The organism is Streptomyces sp. GL_141, assembly GCF_057834385.1.
Window position 1 is genome coordinate 8036300 of record NZ_CM174402.1, and the last position, 19234, is coordinate 8055533.

Below are 19234 nucleotides of genomic sequence, written 5' to 3' on the forward strand. Positions count from 1 at the left end.
GGTATGGACGACAGGATGCTCCGGCGCCGGGTCTACGGCGCCGACCACGACGACCCCGACCCGGGTCCGCTCCCGGGGCACGCCTACGGCGAGCTCGTGGGCGGGCCCCTCGACGGGCTGCTGCTCGACATCACGGGCTGGAGCGGCCCGCAGCTCGCCGAGGAGGCCAGGCTCCCCACGGAGATAGGGCGCTACGGTCCCGGCGGCCGGGCCCACTACCGCCGTCGCGTCGCCGATCCCGGTCACTGGGACTGGACGGGCGACAGCCGCTGACCCCGGGGCGTTGGCCGGCGGCCTCAGCCCGCCGCGTTCCGGCTGACCTTGCGGGCCCACAGCACCAGCGGGACCTGGAGCGGCAGCCGGCCCACGGCCACGGCCCGCAGGGCGGGGGAGCGTCGGCGGGCGTCGGCGGCCATCTTGACGTTGGCGGGGAACACGCCGACGAAGAACGCCGCCGTCGCCAGCGCCGCCACCCGGCGGGTCCGCGGGTGGGCCACCCCGGCCGCGAGCGCGAGCTCCGCCACGCCGCTCGCGTACGTCCACTGGCGCGGGCTGCCGGGCAGCGAGCGCGGCACGATCGCGTCGAACTGCTTGGGGGCGACGGCGTGCGCCACCGCCGCGCCCGCCAGCAGACCGGCGAGCAGGAGCGGTGAGGAGGGTATGCGCGGCATCAAAGATCCTCTCGGAAGGGCCTGGGCCCGGCGATCCTACTCGCCGGTAGCTCCGGGTGGGGAGGCGACCGGAATCTCCGTCGCCGCGCGCGTCCCGAAAATCTCCGAAGATTTTTCCGGGAAGCTGTCGATCCCGGCGTCTCCCGTTCGACGCAGGGGTGAGAGGCGGGGAAGGGCCCCGTCCTCCACCACCGAGGAGTCACCATGCCGCGCTTCCTTTCGATGATCCGCATCGACGAGCAGAACCTCACCCCCGACACCCCGTTCCCGGCCGACTTCAACGACCGCATGGGCGCCCTCATGGAGGAGATCACCAAGGCCGGAGTCATGCTCGACACCGCGGGCCTGCTCCCCACCTCCGAGGGCACCCGGGTCACCTGGTCCGGCGGGAAGCTCAGCTACACCGACGGACCCTTCACCGAGACCAAGGAGGTCGTCGGCGGGTACGCACTCATGCAGTGCAAGGACAAGGACGAGGCGCTGGAGTGGACCAAGCGCTTCCTGGAGATCCACCCCGAGAACTGGACGGTCGGCGCCGAGCTCCGTCAGCTCGACGGAAGCTGACGGCCGAGCGGCGCCGCGCCGCGCCGCAGCCTGCCGCGCCGTTTGCCCTGCCTCGTCACGGCTGCTCTGATGGGTAGCCGTGACGGCAGTGAGTACGACCCGAGCGGTCGAAGCGGTGTTCAGGATCGAGTCCGCGCGGATCATCGCGGGCGTCGCCCGGATCGTGCGCGACGTCGGCATCGCCGAGGAGATCACCCAGGACGCGCTGGTCGCGGCGCTGGAGCAGTGGCCGGCCTCCGGCGTGCCCGACAGGCCGGGGGCCTGGCTGATGGCCACCGCCAAACACCAAGCCATCGACCTCGTCCGCCGCAAGGAGACGTACGCGCGCAAGCTCGCCGAAGTGGGCCGCACCCTGGAGGACGTCCCGCCGCCGGAGGAGGAGGCCGCGCTCGCCGATCCCGAGTCCATCGACGACGACCTGCTGCGGCTGATCTTCACCGCCTGCCACCCCGTCCTCGCCACCGAGGCGCGGATCGCGCTGACCCTGCGGCTGATGGGCGGTCTGACGACCCAGGAGATCGCCCGCGCCTTCCTCTGCCCCGAACCGACCGTCGCCCAGCGGATCGTCCGGGCGAAGCGGGCGCTCGCGAAGGCCGCGGTGCCCTTCGAGGTCCCGTACGGAGCCGACCGCGAAGAGCGCCTCGCCTCCGTGCTGGAGGTCATCTACCTCGTCTTCAACGAGGGCTACTCCGCGACGGCCGGCGACGACCTCGTCCGTCCCGCCCTCTGCGAGGACGCCCTGCGCCTCGCCCGCGTCCTGGCCGGCCTGATGCCCGAGGAGCCCGAGGTGCACGGCCTCGCGGCCCTGCTGGAGTTCCAGGCCTCGCGCATCGCCACCCGCACCCGCCCGGACGGGGAGCCGGTGCTGCTGGCCGACCAGAACCGGTCCAAGTGGAACCGCCTGCTGATCCGGCGCGGCGTCGAAGCCCTGCACCGGGCGGGCACCGGCCCCTACTCCCTCCAGGCCGCCATCGCCGGCTGTCACGCCGACGCCGTCCGCTACGAGGACACCGACTGGCCCACGATCGCCGCCCTGTACGGACGGCTCGTCCTGCTGATCCCGTCACCGGTGATCGAGCTCAACCGGGCCGTCGCCGTCTCGATGGCCGAGGGCCCGGCGGCGGCGCTCCCCCTGGTCGACGCCCTGACGGAGGAACCGGCCCTGCGCTCCTACCACCTGCTGCCGAGCGTACGGGGAGACCTGCTGGAGCGGCTCGGCCGCCCGGCGGAGGCCCGCGCGGAGTTCGAACGGGCCGCCTCCCTCACGCGCAACGCCCGGGAGCAGAGCCTGCTGCGCGCCCGCGCGGCCCGCCTCTGAGGCGCACGGCCCGGCGGCGCCCCGGGATCGGCCGCGGCGGGATCAGCCGCGGCGGGCGAACGCCGCCACGTCGAGCGGGGTCTGCGCGGGCCGGCGCGGCGGGGTCAGCGCGATGGGGCGGCGCAGCGATCCGTGACGGGCGATCTCCCGGACCGTCTCGCGCAGGGCCTCCAGGAAGCCGTCCATGGTGCGGCGTGCGGCCGGGGTGTCCGAGTAGATCGAGTTCATGTGCAGCCCCTCCGCGTCCCGCTGGAACCAGGAGCAGGCGCCGTTGGCCTGGGCCGACCACACGTGGGAGGTGGGCCGCCAGTCCTCGTGGCGCTCGGCGCCCGGGCACTTGCGCATGTCGATGTACGAGAAGAAGTTCACCGGGTACGGCCAGGAGCGGGCGGCGAACTCGCGGGGCGCGAGCAGTTCCCAGGCCCGCACGAACGGCACGTCCAGGTGGCCGATCATCTCGTTGAAGCCCTCCCGCACCGAGGCCATCACCTGCTCGAAGTCCCGCCCGGGCGAGGCGTCGAACTCGATGGGCATGGTGTTGACGAACCAGCCCACCGAGTTGCCCCACCCGGCCCGGCCGCGCTCGCTCACGGGCATGAACCCCCGGTAGACCCCCGGCCCGCCCGCCTCGCGCAGACAGACCGCGACGGCGGCGAGCACGCCCATGAACGGCTTGCCGTCCACCGCCAGACAGGCCTTCTCGAAGACCTCCGCCTCGGCGGCGTCCAGCAGCGGGGAGGCCTCGTTCACGATCGAGTACATCCGGCCCGGCTCCACACCCAGTTCCAGCGGGAAGCGCGGGAAGAACTCGCCGCCACCGCTCGCCATGAACTCCTTCCAGTAGCCGAGCCGTTCGTCGTCCGCGTCGATGGAGAGGTACCGGCTGCGCTGCTCCTCGGCGAAGTCGAGATAGCTCGGCGCGGGCGCCGGATCGGGCAACTCGCCCCGGCGCAGGGCCTCGTAGCCCCTCTCGACCTCCTGGACCACGATCGGCATCGACATGCCGTCGCAGACGATGTGGTCGAAGGCCAGGTAGACGGTCGCCGAGTCCTCGCGCAGGACGGCGCCCATCGTGAACAGCGGCCAGGACAGCGTGTCGATGCTCCGCTTGAACCGCTCCACCAGGAAGCGGGTCAGTTCCTCGGTGCGCTCGAAGGCGGCGACCGGGACGGTGTCCAGGGCCAGTTCGGCGGCGGGGATCGGGGCGCACGCCAGCTCCCCGGCCAGGCGCCGGAACTCGCAGCGCAGCACCTCGTGGCGGCGTACGAACGCCAGCAGCGAGCCGGTCAGGGCGTCTTCGTCCAGCGGGCCCGCGACCTCGAAGGTGACGGCGATCCACGAAGCGGTCGGGTCGTCGGCGGCGCGGCTCTCCTCGGCGACGGTGAAGTGCTTGTCCTGGTTGAAGGAGGCCCTCCTGTCCGCCGGGCCGTCCGCACCGTCCGGGCCGGGGGACTGTGCCCCGGCCGTGGACCGCAAACGCCACTCGACGACCCGGCCGGGTGCCATGTGGTGCATCTCCAGAGGAAACTGCCGCATTCCGTCATCCCTTCGACCCCCGAGTCAACCCCGAGCGCCTAACGACACCCGGGCCACGGAAGTGACGCGCGCCGGGGGGTTCACCGAAGGCGGCGCAGGAGCGCGCGCAGTCCCTTCGGGCGCGGGGCGGCGACCTCGGCCGGGGGGCCGAGCGCTACGGGGAGGCCGGGGTCGTCCGGGCCGATGCCCTGCTCGACGGCGTCCGCGAGGCGGGTCAGGAACGCGCGGAACTCGGCCTCGTCGTAATGGCGCCAGCCCGGATACGGCTCGAACGCCGAGGCGAGCACCTCGCCGGAGGCCACTGCCGCACGCAGGCCCGCCGCCTGCCGGCGCAGCGGTTCGTCGCTGATGGGGCTCACCCGCAGGGCGACGGCGTAGGCCCGGACCAGGTCGTCGTCGAGCGCCGAACCGTCGCTGTGGAACATCGCGTTGTACAGAACACCGTTGACCAGACAGGTCACCCACGGCTCGACCGCCATCTCAAAACCCTTCTCTCTCCCGGCCTGCACTCTGCCAGACTCGGCCCATGCCCAGCGATCCCGTTGTCGTCTGCGAGGTCCCCGACGGCCTCGGCCTCATAGAAGTCACCGGGGTCGTCGATGCCAGCCTGCTCCTCCTCGGGGGCCGGCCCGTCCTCCTGGAGGGCAGCGACTTCTGCGGCAGCCTCGGCTGGCTGGCCTCGCGTGCCACCGGCCCGGGAGCTCCCACCCCCGCGGAGACCAAGGCGCTGACCGCATGGCTGGCCGCCCCGGAGCTCGTCGCCGACCCGCTCACCGGGAGCTTCCTGCCCCCGGACCCGGAACGGCTGCGGCCCCTGCTCTCCCTCCTCGCCCCCGGCCGGTACACGATGACCGCCGCCGCGGCCCCGCAGCCGCTGCGCGTGGTCCACCCGCGCAGCGAGCACGTCGAGAGGTGGTACGCCGACGAGGAGCTCGCCCTGCTCACCACCGACCACTGGCCGCCGCCCGACCGGGACGCCGTACGCGCGTACGTACGGCGGATCCGGGCGGGAGAGCGGCCCGCGCTGGTGGCCCTGAGCCCCGCCGAGGACTCCATGGCCGCCTACCTCCTGGACGGTCACCACAAGCTGGAGGCCTACCACCAGGCCCGGATCCAGCCCCTGATCATCAGGCTGACCCCGATCGACCCCGCGCCCTTCCGGCTCCAGGACTGCGAACCCGTCCACGAGGTCTTCCCCGGAGAGCCGCTGATGCGGATGTTCCGCTACATCCGCGAGGACGTGGACGAGGCGGCCCGGAACCGGCGCACCGGCTGACAGCTGCTCCGGACGTGGATCAGTCCGCGGACGAGGCCGAGTCGTCGGGGCGCAGTTCGATGTGGTCCGCGGCCAGGTCCACCGCCACCCGGTGTTCCATGCCCAGGGCCTCCAGGAACTTCTGCGGGAGCTGCACGCGCCCCGTGCGGTCGAGCATCACGTACTCGCGCTCGCTCACCGACTCGGCGCCGTGCTCGTCGGTGACGGTGCGGCGCAGCACCTCGCTGCTGGTGCGGCCGTCGCGCATCGCCACCGTGCGCCGGACCTCGCCCGCGACGAGCGGGTCGTGGGTCACGATGACCACGGTCGCGCCCAGTTCCCGGTTGACGGTGCGGAAGGCCTCGAAGATCGCCCCGCCCGTCTCGGAGTCCAGCTCGCCCGTCGGCTCGTCGGCGAGCAGCACCGCCGGATCGTTGGCCATCGCCACCGCGATGGCCACCCGCTGCTGCTGGCCGCCGGACAGTTCGGCGGGGCGGCGGTGCGCCAGCTCGCCGATCTCCAGCGCTTCGAGGAGCTCGCCGGTCCGGACCGCGTGCCGCTTGGCGGCGGCCCGCCGCCCGCCCTTCAACTGCATCGGCAGGGCGATGTTCTGCGCCGTCGTCAGGAAGGGCAGCAGGTTGCGGGCCGTCTGCTGCCAGACGAAGCCGACCGCCTCGCGCCGGTAGCGCAGCCGGTCGCGCGCCGACATCTCCAGCAGGTCGTATCCGCCGACGCTGGCGGTGCCGGCCGTGGGCACGTCCAGCCCCGCGAGGATGTTCAGGAGCGTGGACTTCCCGCTGCCGGACGCGCCGACCAGGGCCATCAGATCGCCCTGCGCCACGGTCAGTTCCAGTCCCTGCAGGGCCTGGACCTCGACCCCGTCCGTACTGAAGATCCGTACCAGGCGGTCGCAGGCGATGGCCGTGTCCGCGCCGTGCCGGCGGGGCTCGGCGGCGGCCAGGGCCTGCCGCCGCAGCTCCTCGTAGGTGGGCTGATCGCTGTTCACCGCTGGTCTCCCGCTCTCAACTCGGTCGTGATCTGTCGTCTGCCGGAGATCGCCGCCTCCGCGAGCACGGCCCCCGCGACGAGGACGGCCAGGCCCAGTGCCTGGATCAATACGGGCGTGACGAGGACCGGCAGACCGGCCGGCACCCGGGTGCCCACCAGAGTGGACAGGTCCACGGCCGGCCCCAGCAGCGCGACGCCGCCCGCCGCGAGCAGTGCGCCGCCGAGCGCGGCGGCCAGCGCCAGCGGCACCGACTCCACCAGGATCAGCAGGATGCCCTGCCGGGGCCGCAGGCCCATGGTGCGCAGCCGTGCGAGCAGCGCCGCGCGGTCGGGGGCGGCCCGGACCAGGGTCAGTAGGACCGCCAGCAGCGCGAAGCCCGCGGCTCCGGCCAGTGAGGCCCAGAACAGCCGCTCGGCGGAACGCTGGAGCGGGTCGGAGCCCAGTTCGGCGGCCGCGGCGGAGCTGGTACGGACGCGGTAGAACACCTCGCCGGCCGCCGGGTCCGCGGTGCGGACCGCCTGCTCCAGCCGGTGCTGGTCGACCTCACCGAGCGCGAACCAGCTGTTGGGCAGCCCCATCTGCGGTATCGCGGCCAGCACTTGGGCGGCGGGCAGCACCACGGTGGTGGACCGGGCGCCGGGCCGGGCCGGGGTGCCGTCGATCACCCCGACGGTCGTGAGCTTCAGCTCCCCGCCGTTGTCGAGCCGCAGCCGGAAGCCGGAGGTGTCGTCGTCGGCGAGGTCCCGGCTGATCAGCGCGGGCACCGTCGCGCCCGAAGTGCCCGCGGCTCCGGCCGCCAGCAGCGCCGGATCGAACCGGCCGCGGCCGGTCGCCGCGGACAGCTTCGCGTACTCCACCGGGTCCGCGACGATCACGGAGATCTGGGTGCTGCCCGTCTTGGTGCCGTAGAGGAACACGTTGTCGTCGTTCCACACCTGCACCGAGGACCGTACGCCGGGCAGTGCGGCGGCCGCCTTCGTCAGGGACTCCGGGAGCGTGCTGCCGCCCGGCGCCGCGAGCTGCGCGTCGCCGCCGACGGCCGTACGGGCCGCCGCGAAGCGGGCGTCGGCCACCGCGGTCAGCACCGTGGCGCCGAAGCCTCCGGTGGTGACGGCCAGCAGCATCGCGATCAGCGGCAGTACGGACGGACGGGCCCGGCCCCCGGTGCCCCGCGCGGCGCGCGCCAGCCCGAGGAAACCGATCAGCCCCGGGCCCCGCCCGGCCGCCCGGGCCAGCGCCCCGACCAGGGCGGGCTGGAGCCGGGCCAGCAGCAGGCCGCCGCAGAGCGCGAGCAGCAGCGGAGCGGCGATCAGCAGCGGGTCCACCCCGGCGCCGGCCGGAGCGACCCCGCGCGAGCGGACCTCGAACACGGCGGCCGCGGTGGCCGCCAGGGCGAGCAGCTCGGCGACCAGCCGACGCCGGGGGCCCGGCGGGCGCTTCGGCGACAGCAGCACGAAGGCCCGTACGGGGACGGCCAGCAGCGCCAGGAGCGTGGCGGCCGAAGCGGCCAGCAGGGTGCCCGCCGAGCGGGGGGTCGGCAGCAGGACCACGGCGAGCACCGCCGCGAGAGCGGCGGCCGGCAGGACGGTGACGGCGTTCTCGGCGAGCAGCCGGCGCACGATGCCCGCGCGGGAGCCGCCGCGGGCCAGGAGGAGCCGCAGTTCGGCCTCCCGCCGGTCCCCGGTGAGCCCGGCCGCCAGGCAGAACACCACGAACGCCACGCCGGCCACCCCGGCCGGGCCCATCGCGGCGAGCGGCGCGGCCGCCTGGCGCCGGGCCTCGGCGAGGGTGAACTGCTCGGGGAGGCGGGAGGTGAACCTCAGGTCGCTCCGGCCGGTCTCCCGGGTGAGGCGCGTCGCGGTCGGGCCGCTGACGTACGAGGCGACCGCCTTGGCGGTGGCCGGGAGCTGGTCGGCCCGCAGCGTCCCGGTGTCCACGGGGATCCGCCAGAAGTCTTCGGTCTGCGTCTCGCCCCAATAGACGAGCCGGTCGAGTGCCTCCGCGCCGACGAGGGCCTCCGTGCGCCAGAACGCCTGCGGAGGCTCGGTCGTGGTCATGTTCTGGCAGGCACGGAGGAGGCAGGTGAAGTCGGTCCAGTAGTCCTCGGCCTCGTCCTTCGCGGCGTAGAGACCGACGACCTCCGCCTTCATCGTGGTCAAGGCCTGGCCGGTGGTGGTCTCCAGCACCATGCCGAGCCGGATGCCTATGGTCTTCGCGGCGCTCTGCGACAGGGCGATGGGTACGGGACTGCCGGGGGTGGGAGCGGGAGCGTCCGGCCAGTGTCCTTCCACCAGGCGGACGTGCTCGGAGGCCGTGCGCAGGTGGTGGAGACCCAGCCGGGGCGGCACCCCGTCGGGGGCGGCCAGGCCGCGGTTGGCCAGCGGACGGGCACCCGCGGAGGAACCGTGGACGGGGCCGGCGGGGGCGACGGCGAAACCCGGGGCGGTACGGGAGACCAGGGTCGCCAGTACCTCGTCCAGGTTCTGCGCGCTCTCCTCCCCGTAGCGGGGGCGTGCGGTGACGTACAGGCTGGTCTGGGCCGGCCCGCGGGACTCCAGGAAGGAGCGCAGCGCCTGGTCGGTGCCCCGGTCCATGGCACGCGGCAGGGCCGCGGCGAGCAGGACGGCGACGAAGGCCAGGGCCGCACCGAGCAGGGCGCTCAGCGGGGTCGCGCGCAGCCGCGTCCGCACCCAGGGCGCGGGCGGGGGCACGGGACGGGGAACGGACTTCTGAGGTACCCGCGGGTCGGCGCCGCCCGGGGCGCGCCGGTCGGCGTCGGTCGCGGCCGGCCCGGTCATATGTCCTCCACGTGCCGCAGCCGGTCGGCCGGCTTCGAGCGGTTCTGATTGCGCCGCCCGCCGAAGACCGCCGACAGCAGCGGTACGGCGGCGATGGCGGCGGCGAGCAGCAGGATCCGCACCGCGGGCAGGTCCACCAGCACCCCGGGCTCCGGCCTTCCGGCGGTCGGGGTCAGCACGGTCAGCGGCACGACGAGATGGACGATGACCACGCCCAGGCCCACCCCGACCGCGGTGCCGAGCCCGACCAGCAGGCAGCTCTCGGCGGTGGCCGTGCGGGCCAGGTCCCGGCGCCGGGCACCCAGCGCCGTCAGCACCGAGAACTCCCGGGCCCGCTCCCGGGCGGCGGCCGCGGCGGACGCGGCGAAGCCGATCGCAGCGAGCACCGCGCAGGCCGCCGCGAGCGCGGCCAGCGCCCCCTGCGGGCCCGCGCTGAGCGGATCGTCCAGCAGGGTCGCGGCCACCTCCTCGCGCAGCCGCACCTGCTGGGAGCCCGCGCCGGAGCGCAGTTCGGCGGCGGCGCGGGCCGGGGCCGGGTCGTCGGCGGAGGTGGCCGGCAGCCACCATTCGCCGGGCGTCGGCAGCTCCCGGCCACCCGAGGCGAGCAGCCGGGCGGCGGTGTCCAGGTCGACGGCGATCGCGGTGTCGCCGGCCACGGGCAGGGAGCCGATCGCGGCCGTGACCCGGACCGGGAGGGTGACGCCGTCCAGCTTGACCGGCACCAGATCGCCCACGGCCGCACCGATCGCGGACAGGTACGCCCGGGTGGCGATCCCCGGGATCTCGGCGGCCGGAGCGGGACCGGGCGTCAGGCTGGCCTGGACGCCGCCGCGTTCGCCGGAACCGTCCCGGTAGCGCAGCGTGAGCGGGGCCGCCGGGCCGCCCGGCGCGGGATCGGCGCCGGGGAGCAGTTCGGCGGCCGGGGAGCCGTCGTTGAGCGGCGGGGCGGACAGCTTCCAGCCGGGTGCGGGCAGCGCGACCGGCGCCGCCGCGCCGTCCCGGGTCTGCGCGACCGCGAGGCCGTGAACGGTCAGCTCGTCGAAGACCTTGACCGTGCTCGGCTCGCCGGAGCCGGCACCGGCACTCGGATCGGCGTTCGGATCGGTCCCGGGGAGCGGTCCTTCGCGGTCGTACGAGAGCACGAGCCCGGCCAGGCTGAGCGGGGTGCCGGCCGACCCGATGGGGGCGCCGAGCATCGTGCCGGTGTGCACCGACACGGTGGCGTCACCGCTGTCCGGGAGCTGCACCATCGCGGCCCGGTAGGTGATGCCGAACCGGTCGCGCAGCAGCAGCCCGAGGCCGGTGCGGCCGCCCGCGCCGGTGGAGCGCACGGAGACCGAGACGTCGATGCGCTGGGGCTGGCCGGGGAGGGGGACACCGGTGGCGGGCGCGGGCGCGGGCGTGGAGGCGGGGGAGGGCGCGGGGGCGGGGATCAGCGGGGCGAACAGTGCGCGCATGCTGCGCCCGTCGCGCAGGTCGGCCCGCAGCGCGAGCCGGTCGGCGGCGGCCGCCGCGTCCAGCGCCATCAGCTGGCCGGGGCGCCCGCCCGGCAGGTCCTGCCGGATCCGGAGCACCGGCAGGACGCGCTCCCCGCCGGGCAGCGCCGCGTACCGGCCGCCCCGGCCCAGCGCGGGCAGGTCGCTGTTGGATATCAGCAGGCCCCCGGCGGTGGTGAAATCGGCCTGGTCGCGCTGGGACTCGGACCACGCGGTGTGCTGACCCAGGGCCAGGACCCCGCTGGAGACGGCGAGTACGAGCAGCAGCACCGGCCCCGTGGCCCGGCCGGGCCGGCGGGCCAGCTGCCAGCCGACGAGCGCCGGACCCAGCCCCCGGCCCCGGGCGGCGACCCGGGCGCCGAGCCGCGCCGCGAAGGGCAGCAGGCGCAGCACCAGCAGGGTGCCCGCGCACAGCGCCAGCGTCGGGGCGGCGACCAGGACCGGGTCCACGCCGAGCAGCCCCTCGGTGCGGGCGGCCGGGCCGGAGCCGCCCGCACCGTAGCGGGAGAGCTGCTCGTAGGCGAGTACGGCCAGGGCCACCAGCGCCAGGTCCGCGCCGGAGCGGGCGGCGCCGGCGACGAGCGCCTGGCGGCGGCCGGTGCGGTGCAGGGCGGCCGCAGCGGCGCCCCGCAGGACGACCGGGAGGGTGGTCAGCACGACGCACCCGAGGGCGCAGCCCGCGGCGACGGGCCAGAGCAGCCAGCTCCGGGTGACGGTGAAGGGGACGTGCGCCAACGAGCCGTAGCCGCCGAGCAGGCGCAGCAGCGGCGGGGTCAGCAGGGGCGCGAGGAGGGCGGCGGGCAGCGCCAGCAGCAGCGACTGGGCCGCGGTGAGGACACCGAGCCGGCCGCGGGAGGCGCCGCGCGCCGCGAGCAGGGCGCGCTCGCCCTCCTGGCGTTCCGTCAGCAGGTGCGAGACGAGCAGCAGCGCCGCCCCGGCGAGCACGGCCAGTTGCAGCGCGCCGACCAGCAGGGTGGACCGGGCGACGGTCAGGCCCGACCGCAGCTCACCGAGCAGTACCGGAAGTTCGGTCGAGGGGGCGAGTCCGGAACCGCCCTGGAGCTCCTTCAAGGCCTTGGCGGCCCGGCCGCGGACGGCCTCGGCCCCGGCCGCGTCCACGGTGGAGAAGTCGGCGGTGAGGAGCACGGCGCGGCTGTCCTGGACCAGCCCGCCCGCGGTGAAGGCGGAATCGTCCACCAGCAGCGGCCCGTAGGTGGTGAATCCGGCGACCTGGAGACCGCGCGCACCGAGCGGATCGAGCCGCCAGTACGGGGAGTCCGGTTCGGCCGCCCGGTAGACGCCGGTCACCAGCACGGTCAGCGGGGAGCCGCCGTACCGGTCGTCGAGCCGCACCTGCGCGGGCAGCGCTCCCTCGGACAGCCCGAGCCGGTCCAGCGCCGCCTTCGGCACGGCCACGGGAACGGGGCCGCCCCCGGCGACCGGTCCCGCGACGGCCGGCGGCAAGGTGCCCGCGAGGAGCCGTACGCGGTCCTTGGCGAAGGCGGCCAGCAGGGTCAGATCGGCGTCCTTGCCGGGGGTGCGCGGGCCGGGCAGCCCGTACGAACGGCTGCGCGCCACGCTCTCGGCACCGGCCGGGAGGGGGCCGAACAGCCCGCGCGCGAAGCCCCGTACCGCTTCGTCGTCCTTGGCGCGGTCGGCCGCCGGGTGGGAACCGGTGATCAGGACGGTGCCGCGCGCGAGTCCGGGCCCCTGGAGGGCCTGGCGCAGTCCGGCGTCGCCCACTCCGCGGGTGAAGGCGAAGAGCGCGGTGAGCACGGTCGTGGTGATCAAAACGGTCAGCAGTACGGCGGCTGCGAGCGGCAATCGCCCGCGCAGCCGGCGCACGACGAAGCCGAGCATGTGCCTGTTCCTCCCCCGCACCGGACTGGTGGCCCCGGATACCGGACGATGCTGCCAGATTCGAACAGATAGCGGAAGGGACTTGCGTGAGTGGTGCAACGGATGAACAAATCGTCGGGGCGGGACCGCAAGAGCGCCGTTTTTCATCCGTTCATCCGCTTGGAGGGGGAGCCGCAGCATGACGCAGGACCAGGAACGGCGACAGGAACCGGGACAGGAGCCGGGACGCGCACCGGGGCAGGACGCCGGGGCGGCGCCGATGGTGGTGGTGGACGACGTGCGGCGCAGTTTCGGGTCGGGTGAGCAGGCGGTGCACGCCCTGCGCGGAGTGTCCTTCGAGGTCCGCCGCGGCGAACTCACCGCGCTCAAGGGGAGGTCCGGTTCCGGCAAGACCACCCTGCTGAACCTGGTCGGCGGTCTCGACACCCCGACCGGCGGCAGCGTCGCCCTCGACGGCACCGATCTGGCCGGTCTCGACGAGGACGGCCGCCTCGCGCTGCGCCGGGACCGGATCGGCTTCGTGTTCCAGTCCTTCGGCCTGATCCCCGCCCTGACCGCCGCCGAGAACGTCGGGGTCCCGATGCGGCTGCGCAAGGTACCGGCGAAGCAGCGCGAGGAACGGGCCCGCACCCTGCTCGCCCTCGTCGGCCTCTCCGAACACACCGAGCAGCGCCCCGGCGAACTCTCGGGCGGCCAGCAGCAGCGGGTCGCCGTCGCGCGCGCCCTCGCGAACGAGCCCGACCTGATCATCGCCGACGAACCGACCGGCCAGCTCGACTCCGACACGGGCCGGCAGATCATGCGGCTGCTGCGCGCGGTGGTGCGCAGCGAGGGGGTCACGGCGCTGGTCGCCACGCACGACCCGGCGCTGATGGAACTGGCGGACCGGGTGGTGGAGCTGCGGGACGGGCGCATCGTGGAGGCTTCGTCCGGGGAGTCGGGGGAGTCCGGGGACGACGCCCCACAGGGCTGAGCGCCCCGCAGGGCTGAGCACCCTGCGGGGCGGTGGCTTTGCACGGCATGCGGAGGGACCTACTCGGTGTGCAGGGCCGCGGCGATGGTCATCCGGGCCGCCGAGCGGGCCGGAATCAGCGCGCCCAGGACGGCGATCGCCACCCCCGCGCACAGCATTCCGGCGAGCTGCGGCGCGTGCCAGACGTCCTTCATCGACTCGGGGAAGGCGACGATGCCCACGTTGTCCACGACGAGCCGGTGCGCGACGATCCCGAGGGGGATCCCGAGCAGCCCGCCGGCCAGGCCGAGTCCGGTCACCGAGGTCACCGTCATCGCGACCACCTGGCGCGGGGTCATGCCGATCGACTTGAGCATGCCGAGGTCGCGGCGGCGGTCGCGGGTGTTCAGCAGGACGGTGTTGAAGACCCCGAGCGAGGCGACGAGGGCCAGCATGACCGAGAACACCGAGGAGAAGCCGACGACCGTGGTGGTGGCGGCGTTGACCTTGGCGGAGTCCACCGCCTCGGCGCGCAGTCCGGGGTCGGCCGCGTCGACGGCGTCCGCGTAGGCGCGGGCGTCCGCCCCCGGGGCGAGCCGGACGGTGTACTCGACCGGACGGCTGTCCGGGGCGAGCCGGCCGAGGGTCTCCCACGTGGATTCCAGGGAGCGCGCGTCGCTGTCGATCAGCCGGCCGACGACGGTCGCGGCCGTCCGCTTCCCGTTGGCCTCCAGGGTGACCCGGTCGCCGACCGCCAGCCCGCGTTCGGTGAGGAAGGAGGGGCCCGCCGCGATCTCGCCGGGTCCGCTAGGCGGCCGGCCCTCCACGAACGAGGCACCGGCGGGGGAGAGGCTCCCCCGGTAGAAGGTCCCGAACGCGGGCTGCGTGTAGCCGACCAGACCGACTTGGACCAGCGCGCGGGCCCGTACCTCCTGTGCGCCCAGCGACCGCAGCCGTTCCTCGATCTGCGCGTCGCTCAGCAGCGGCTCGACGGGGTTGTTGCCGTGGCCGCCGACCTGGACGTGGACCACCGTTCCGCCGGGGCCTCGGCCCGTCTGTGCGTACGCGACCATCGTGCTGGTCAGACCGGTCGCCAGGGTCACGGTGGTGACACCGAGGACGATGGCGGCCATGGTCATGAAGGCGCGGCCGGGGCGGGCGAACGGGTGGCCGAGGCCCAGGCTGACGGAGCGCGGCAGCCGTGAGGAGGCGAGCACGCGCTGGACGCGCAGCCCGCGCCCGGTGCGGGGCGCGCCGCCTGCGCTGATGGCCTGCGCGGCCGGCAGCCGGTGCGCGCGCAGGGCCGGTACGAGCGCGGTCAGCAGGACCAGGGCGGGCATCCCGGCCAGGCACGCGACGCCGATCCAGGGCGGGACGGTGCCCACGCCCGCCATCCCCGTCTCGATGCCGGAGAAGGCGATCTGCAGGATGGGCGCGGCCAGCGCGTTGCCGAGCAGGGTGCCCAGGACGCTGCCGGCCACGGCGGGGACCGAGACCATCGTCAGGTAGACGGCGACGACCTGGTTCGGAGTGAATCCGATGGCCTTGAGCACACCGATGTGCCGACTGCCGGAGACCACGGCGCCGCTGACCACGTTCGCGACGATCAATGAGGAGACGAGCAGGCCCAGGACGCCGAAGAGGGAGATGAAGGGCAGATAGGCGTCCGCGCGGGCGGAGAAGGCCTTCTTGAGGGTGAGGTAGGTCTGCGCGGCCGTCAGCGAGTCCGCGGGAAGTCCGTCCGTGGCCCGGGTGAGCGAGTCGCGCAGCTGCGCGCCGGTGGACGGGTCGGTGAAGCGGTAGAGCATCTGGGTGGCGGTCGGGTGGAGGGCCGCGGCCTGCTCGGGCGTCACCCAGGCGGCGGCCGACTTGCTCATGCTCGTCGCGAAACCGACGACGGTGAGCGTCGGGAGCCCGGGAGCTTCCAGCTTCGTGCCGAGGAGATCGGCGTACGGGGTTCCGTCGACCGCCCAGTTGACGACGATCTCGCCGGGTCCTTGCGCCCAGTGTCCCATCAGGACGTCGACCCGGTCCACCGGACCCGCCGGATCGGCGCGGCCCACCACGGTGAGCGGGCCGGCCGGCATCCAGAGCCAGCCGTCGGGCACGTCGACGACGGCCTGGGGGAACGGGCCCGCGGCGGCGGCCACCCCGGGTCGGTGCGCCGTCTGCGCGAGCTGGGCGTCGGAAACCTTCGCGGGGTCGTACGTGGCCACGGTGTGAGCGCCGCGCTGCGCGGTGTACGCCTTGTCGAAGGGGCCCGAGGCGGCGGCGAGCAGGCCGAGCGCGAGCAGGACGGTCGTGGTGGAGCACAGGACGACGAGGCCGATGACGAACGTCTGGACCCGGCGGCGCTTCACGGCGGCCCGGGAGGCCCGCCACACGGCGCTCACGCGGAACGCTCCAGGGTTTCGCCGTCCAGGGTCTCGCCGTCCGTGTGCTCACGGTCCAGCGCACGTTCGCGGGCCACGCGGCCGTCGGCCATCTCGACGAGGCGGCCGGCGCAGCGGGTTGCCAGATGCGGGTCGTGGGTGACGATCAGCAGGGTCTGGCCTATCTGGTTGAGGTCGATCAGCAGGTCCATCACCTGCTCGCCGGAGCGGCTGTCCAGGGCGCCGGTCGGCTCGTCGGCCAGCAGCAGTGCCGGACGGTTCATCAGCGCCCGGGCCACGCCGACGCGTTGGCGCTCGCCGCCGCTCAGCGTCGTCGGGTAGTTGTTGCGGCGGTCGGCGACGCCGAGCTCGTCGAGGAGTTCCAGGGCGCGGCGGCGGGCCTGGCGGGCGGAGGTACCGGTGAGCTGGGCGGCCAGCGCGACGTTGTCGAGCGCCGGGAGGTCGTCGATGAGGTTGAAGAACTGGAAGATCATGCCGACGTCGCGGCGGCGGTAGAGGGCGAGGCCGGTCTCCGTCAGGCTGCCGAGGTCCTGGCCGTGCACGCTGATCGTCCCGGCGGTCGGCCGGTCCAGGCCGGCCACCATGTTGAGCAAGGTGGACTTCCCGCAGCCGGAGGGGCCCATCACGGCGACGGCTTCGCCCCGGCGGATCTCCAGGGACAGGGCGTCGAGCGCCAGGGTGTCGCCGTACTCCTTCGATACGCGGTCCAGGCGGACGACGACCTGGCCGGCGCTGTCGTGATGAGGTGTCATGGCACGAACCTAGAAGGCGGGCCGGACGTGCCGCGTCACCCCCCGGATGTATCGGGGAGGCCGCGTCATCCTGGGGATGTATGCGGGGACAGCACCGGGAGGGTGATGTGGACTACGCGGGGTGCCTGAGAAGGTCGGGTAGGAGAATCTTGGAAGATCGAGGTTCGTGAGGTCCGTGAGGTCCGTGAGGTCCACGCGCGGGGGCGGGGGAGGGGGAGTTGCTGTGACGACGGGATGGGTGGTCGCTGCCGTGGTGGCCGCGGCGGGTGCCGTGACGGCGGGGTTCGGGCTGACCATGGCGCTCCTGCGGGCCCGCGCGGCGCACCGGGCGGCGATCGAGGAGCGCGGCTGGCTGCTGGAGCGGGAGCGGGAGACCGCTGCCCGGACGGCGGTGGACGCGGAGCGGGCCCGGATCGCGGCGGAGCTCCACGACATAGTCAGCCACAACGTCAGCCTGATGATCGTCCAAGCCGGGGCCGCCCGCGAGGTGTTGGCGACGATGCCGGTGGAGGCGGCGGCCGCGATGGCCGCCGTGGAGAAGGCCGGGCGTACGACCATGACCGAACTGCGTCACCTGCTGGGCCTGCTCGCGCCCGCACAGGACGGCCGTGACGAACCGTACGGGGGCGGAGCCACCGAAAGACGGGACCCGGTCGCGGAGTTGGCGCCACAGCCGAGTCTGAGCCGGCTCAGTCCGCTCATCGACCGGATAGCCTTCGCCGGGCTGCCGGTCGAGGTACGGATATCCGGCGAACCGCGGCCGCTGCCGGCCGGGATCGACGTCACCGCCTACCGGATCATCCAGGAGGCGCTGACCAACGCACTCAAACACGGGGACGGGGTGAAGGCCGAGGTGACGGTGAGATACGCGGACCAGGCACTGAGGGTCGAGGTGCTCAACAGCGGACCGAGCGTGCTGTCCGGAGACCACATACCGGCGGCCACGGGCAAGCCCGCCCCGGCCGCGTCGACCACTGTCACCGCGGCCACCGCCGCCACCGCGTCGCGCCCGAAGGCGGACGGTGCGGGGCACGGGCTGGTCGGGCTGCGCGAGCGGGTCGCCGTCTACGGAGGGGACTTCGACGCACGCCGCCGACTGGGCGGCGGCTACCGGGTGCGCGCCCGCCTCCCGCTGGAGCGGCCGTGACCACGCAGGCCCCGGCCGCCGAGCCGGACCGGATGACGGCCTCGCCCCGGGTGGTCATCGCCGACGACCAGGAACTCGTCCGCACCGGATTCCGCATGATCCTCACCGCCCGGGGGATCGACGTGGTGGGGGTGGCCGCCGACGGAGTGGAGGCCGTCTCGGAAGTCCGCCGGCTGCGTCCCGACGTCGTCCTCCTCGACATACGCATGCCCCGCCTGGACGGACTGGAGGCCGCCCGCCAGATCCTCGCCGAAGCACCGGAATGCCGGGTGATCATGCTGACCACCTTCGACCTCGACCAGTACGTCTACGCCGCCCTCGCCGCCGGAGCCAGCGGGTTCCTGCTCAAGGACGTCACCCCGGAGTACCTCGCCAACGCCGTACGGCTGGTCGACACCGGCGACGCGCTGCTCTCCCCGTCGATCACCCGCCGGCTGGTGGAGCGCTGCGCCTCGGCATCGGCCGCCCGCAGCGGCGGGACGGCGGCACCCCACCCCGACCTGGACGCCCTCACCCCGCGCGAGCGGGAGGTGCTGACCCTCATGGGCCACGGGCTCTCCAACGCCGAACTGGCCCAGGAGTTCACGCTCAGCGAGGCCACCGTGAAGACCCACGTGGCCCGGATCTTCGCCAAGCTGAGCCTGCGCGACCGCGCCCAGGCGGTCGTCCTGGCCTACGAAACGGGCCTGGTCACTCCGGGGACGCCTTAAGGCCTGCCTGTTTCCTCGGCGGGCGGGGCTGACGTGGGGGACGGACTGGAAGGATGTGGCCGTGGAGCAGATGGTGAGTCGGCGGGAAGCGTCGGAGGCGGTTCAGGAATACGGGTGGCGCTTCCTGCTGGGCAGTTTGCTTACGGCGGTCCCGGTCGGATCGTTGGCTGAGGCGATCGGCTTGGCAGCGGAGGCCGTCGCGGTGTGCGGCGACGACGCCGACCGGCACCTTCGGGTCGATGTCCGCCCCGATCGGGTCGTCTTCACCCTGCAGTCGTTGGACCGCGCAGGGGTTACCACCCGGGATGTCGAACTCGCACGCCGGATCTCCGCCGCCGCGGACGCGTCCGGGTTTCCGGCCGGGCCCGACATCGGGACCGGAGCACCGCGGTCCGTCCAGGTTCTGGAGATCGCCGTCGATGCACTGGACATCGCCGGGATCCGGCCGTTCTGGAAGGCCGTGCTGGGCTATGCGGACGAGGCGGGCGCCGAGGGACCGGAGGATCCGCTCGTCGACCCGGTCGGGCAGGGCCCGGCCGTCTGGTTCCAGCGGATGGACCGGGCGCGCCCGCAGCGCAATCGCATCCACTTCGACATCTGTGTTCCGCATGACGAGGCACCGCGGCGGATCGAGGGCGCACTGGCGGCTGGGGGCCGGCTGGTGTCCGCGACCCGTGCCCCCGCCTTCTGGGTGCTCTCCGACCTGGAGGGGAACGAAGTCTGCGTGACCACATGGCAGGGCCGCGACGGTTGATGACTGTGACCAGCCCTCG

16 protein-coding genes are annotated in these 19234 nt (G+C 74.2%); 8 read left to right on the forward strand and 8 right to left on the reverse strand.

Annotated elements, in window-relative coordinates; genetic code table 11:
• Positions 1–3 precede the first annotated feature (3 nt).
• Complete coding sequence (locus tag AC3IX6_RS35855; RefSeq protein ID WP_489367444.1) at positions 4–273, forward strand: hypothetical protein; 270 nt, start codon at positions 4–6, stop codon at positions 271–273.
• Between the two features lie 23 nt (positions 274–296).
• Here AC3IX6_RS35855 and AC3IX6_RS35860 read toward each other — a convergent pair whose 3' ends face one another.
• Positions 297–671, reverse strand: a complete 375-nt coding sequence (locus AC3IX6_RS35860; RefSeq protein ID WP_489367445.1) for a DoxX family protein — start codon at positions 669–671, stop codon at positions 297–299.
• Between the two features lie 204 nt (positions 672–875).
• Here AC3IX6_RS35860 and AC3IX6_RS35865 point away from each other — a divergent pair, with 204 nt between their 5' ends.
• The gene (locus tag AC3IX6_RS35865) at positions 876–1235 is read left to right on the forward strand and encodes a YciI family protein (protein ID WP_327251158.1); all 360 of its coding nucleotides are present in this window, start codon (positions 876–878) and stop codon (positions 1233–1235) included.
• Between the two features lie 88 nt (positions 1236–1323).
• Positions 1324–2553, forward strand: a complete 1230-nt coding sequence (locus AC3IX6_RS35870) for an RNA polymerase sigma factor (protein WP_489367447.1) — start codon at positions 1324–1326, stop codon at positions 2551–2553.
• Positions 2554–2595: 42 nt separating this feature from the next.
• Here the strand turns inward: AC3IX6_RS35870 and AC3IX6_RS35875 are convergent, their stop codons facing one another.
• The gene (locus AC3IX6_RS35875; RefSeq protein WP_489367448.1) at positions 2596–4089 is read right to left on the reverse strand and encodes a condensation domain-containing protein; all 1494 of its coding nucleotides are present in this window, start codon (positions 4087–4089) and stop codon (positions 2596–2598) included.
• Between the two features lie 80 nt (positions 4090–4169).
• Positions 4170–4568, reverse strand: a complete 399-nt coding sequence (locus tag AC3IX6_RS35880) for a hypothetical protein (protein WP_489367449.1) — start codon at positions 4566–4568, stop codon at positions 4170–4172.
• Positions 4569–4615: 47 nt separating this feature from the next.
• On the opposite strand from AC3IX6_RS35880, the gene AC3IX6_RS35885 reads away from it, so the two are divergent.
• Positions 4616–5365, forward strand: coding sequence for a hypothetical protein (locus AC3IX6_RS35885; protein WP_489367450.1), 750 nt, complete (start codon positions 4616–4618; stop codon positions 5363–5365).
• Positions 5366–5384: 19 nt separating this feature from the next.
• Here the strand turns inward: AC3IX6_RS35885 and AC3IX6_RS35890 are convergent, their stop codons facing one another.
• The 3 genes from AC3IX6_RS35890 to AC3IX6_RS35900 are packed head-to-tail and all read right to left on the reverse strand — an operon-like array spanning position 5385 to position 12507.
• Positions 5385–6350 (reverse strand): ABC transporter ATP-binding protein, encoded by a 966-nt coding sequence (locus AC3IX6_RS35890; protein ID WP_489367451.1) that lies wholly within the window; start codon positions 6348–6350, stop codon positions 5385–5387.
• Positions 6347–9151, reverse strand: coding sequence for a hypothetical protein (locus tag AC3IX6_RS35895; RefSeq protein ID WP_489367452.1), 2805 nt, complete (start codon positions 9149–9151; stop codon positions 6347–6349). The genes AC3IX6_RS35890 and AC3IX6_RS35895 overlap by 4 nt, the downstream gene beginning before the upstream one ends.
• Positions 9148–12507, reverse strand: a complete 3360-nt coding sequence (locus tag AC3IX6_RS35900) for an FtsX-like permease family protein (RefSeq protein ID WP_489367453.1) — start codon at positions 12505–12507, stop codon at positions 9148–9150. The genes AC3IX6_RS35895 and AC3IX6_RS35900 overlap by 4 nt, the downstream gene beginning before the upstream one ends.
• Before the next feature lie 259 nt (positions 12508–12766).
• On the opposite strand from AC3IX6_RS35900, the gene AC3IX6_RS35905 reads away from it, so the two are divergent.
• Complete coding sequence (locus tag AC3IX6_RS35905; protein WP_489371661.1) at positions 12767–13480, forward strand: ABC transporter ATP-binding protein; 714 nt, start codon at positions 12767–12769, stop codon at positions 13478–13480.
• Between the two features lie 59 nt (positions 13481–13539).
• Here the strand turns inward: AC3IX6_RS35905 and AC3IX6_RS35910 are convergent, their stop codons facing one another.
• Together AC3IX6_RS35910 and AC3IX6_RS35915 are read right to left on the reverse strand one after the other, a co-directional pair.
• Positions 13540–15852, reverse strand: coding sequence for an ABC transporter permease (locus AC3IX6_RS35910; protein WP_489367454.1), 2313 nt, complete (start codon positions 15850–15852; stop codon positions 13540–13542).
• A complete protein-coding gene (locus AC3IX6_RS35915) occupies positions 15849–16604 on the reverse strand; it encodes an ABC transporter ATP-binding protein (protein ID WP_489367455.1) in 756 nt (251 codons plus the stop codon). Before AC3IX6_RS35915 ends, AC3IX6_RS35910 begins: the two co-directional genes overlap by 4 nt.
• Positions 16605–16827: 223 nt before the next feature.
• Between AC3IX6_RS35915 and AC3IX6_RS35920 the strand changes: the two genes are divergently transcribed.
• From AC3IX6_RS35920 to AC3IX6_RS35930, 3 genes are all read left to right on the forward strand, one after another.
• Positions 16828–17751: a sensor histidine kinase gene (locus tag AC3IX6_RS35920; RefSeq protein ID WP_489367456.1), complete on the forward strand. Its 924-nt coding sequence runs from the start codon at positions 16828–16830 to the stop codon at positions 17749–17751.
• Positions 17752–17783: 32 nt separating this feature from the next.
• On the forward strand, positions 17784–18461 hold the full coding sequence (locus tag AC3IX6_RS35925) for a response regulator (RefSeq protein ID WP_489371662.1): 678 nt from the start codon (positions 17784–17786) through the stop codon (positions 18459–18461).
• Positions 18462–18531: 70 nt separating this feature from the next.
• The gene (locus AC3IX6_RS35930; protein ID WP_489371663.1) at positions 18532–19215 is read left to right on the forward strand and encodes a VOC family protein; all 684 of its coding nucleotides are present in this window, start codon (positions 18532–18534) and stop codon (positions 19213–19215) included.
• Positions 19216–19234 lie beyond the last annotated feature (19 nt).

What these genes read in the sequence shown, in the direction of transcription:
- AC3IX6_RS35865 (WP_327251158.1), top strand. Translation starts at nt 876, where the DNA reads ATGCCGCGCTTCCTTTCGATGATCCGCATCGACGAGCAGAACCTCACC.
- AC3IX6_RS35895 (WP_489367452.1), bottom strand. Translation starts at nt 9,151, where the DNA reads ATGACCGGGCCGGCCGCGACCGACGCCGACCGGCGCGCCCCGGGCGGC.
- AC3IX6_RS35855 (WP_489367444.1), top strand. Translation starts at nt 4, where the DNA reads ATGGACGACAGGATGCTCCGGCGCCGGGTCTACGGCGCCGACCACGAC.
- AC3IX6_RS35925 (WP_489371662.1), top strand. Translation starts at nt 17,784, where the DNA reads ATGACGGCCTCGCCCCGGGTGGTCATCGCCGACGACCAGGAACTCGTC.
- AC3IX6_RS35930 (WP_489371663.1), top strand. Translation starts at nt 18,532, where the DNA reads ATGGTGAGTCGGCGGGAAGCGTCGGAGGCGGTTCAGGAATACGGGTGG.
- AC3IX6_RS35885 (WP_489367450.1), top strand. Translation starts at nt 4,616, where the DNA reads ATGCCCAGCGATCCCGTTGTCGTCTGCGAGGTCCCCGACGGCCTCGGC.
- AC3IX6_RS35900 (WP_489367453.1), bottom strand. Translation starts at nt 12,507, where the DNA reads ATGCTCGGCTTCGTCGTGCGCCGGCTGCGCGGGCGATTGCCGCTCGCA.
- AC3IX6_RS35905 (WP_489371661.1), top strand. Translation starts at nt 12,767, where the DNA reads ATGGTGGTGGTGGACGACGTGCGGCGCAGTTTCGGGTCGGGTGAGCAG.
- AC3IX6_RS35860 (WP_489367445.1), bottom strand. Translation starts at nt 671, where the DNA reads ATGCCGCGCATACCCTCCTCACCGCTCCTGCTCGCCGGTCTGCTGGCG.
- AC3IX6_RS35915 (WP_489367455.1), bottom strand. Translation starts at nt 16,604, where the DNA reads ATGACACCTCATCACGACAGCGCCGGCCAGGTCGTCGTCCGCCTGGAC.
- AC3IX6_RS35880 (WP_489367449.1), bottom strand. Translation starts at nt 4,568, where the DNA reads ATGGCGGTCGAGCCGTGGGTGACCTGTCTGGTCAACGGTGTTCTGTAC.
- AC3IX6_RS35875 (WP_489367448.1), bottom strand. Translation starts at nt 4,089, where the DNA reads ATGCGGCAGTTTCCTCTGGAGATGCACCACATGGCACCCGGCCGGGTC.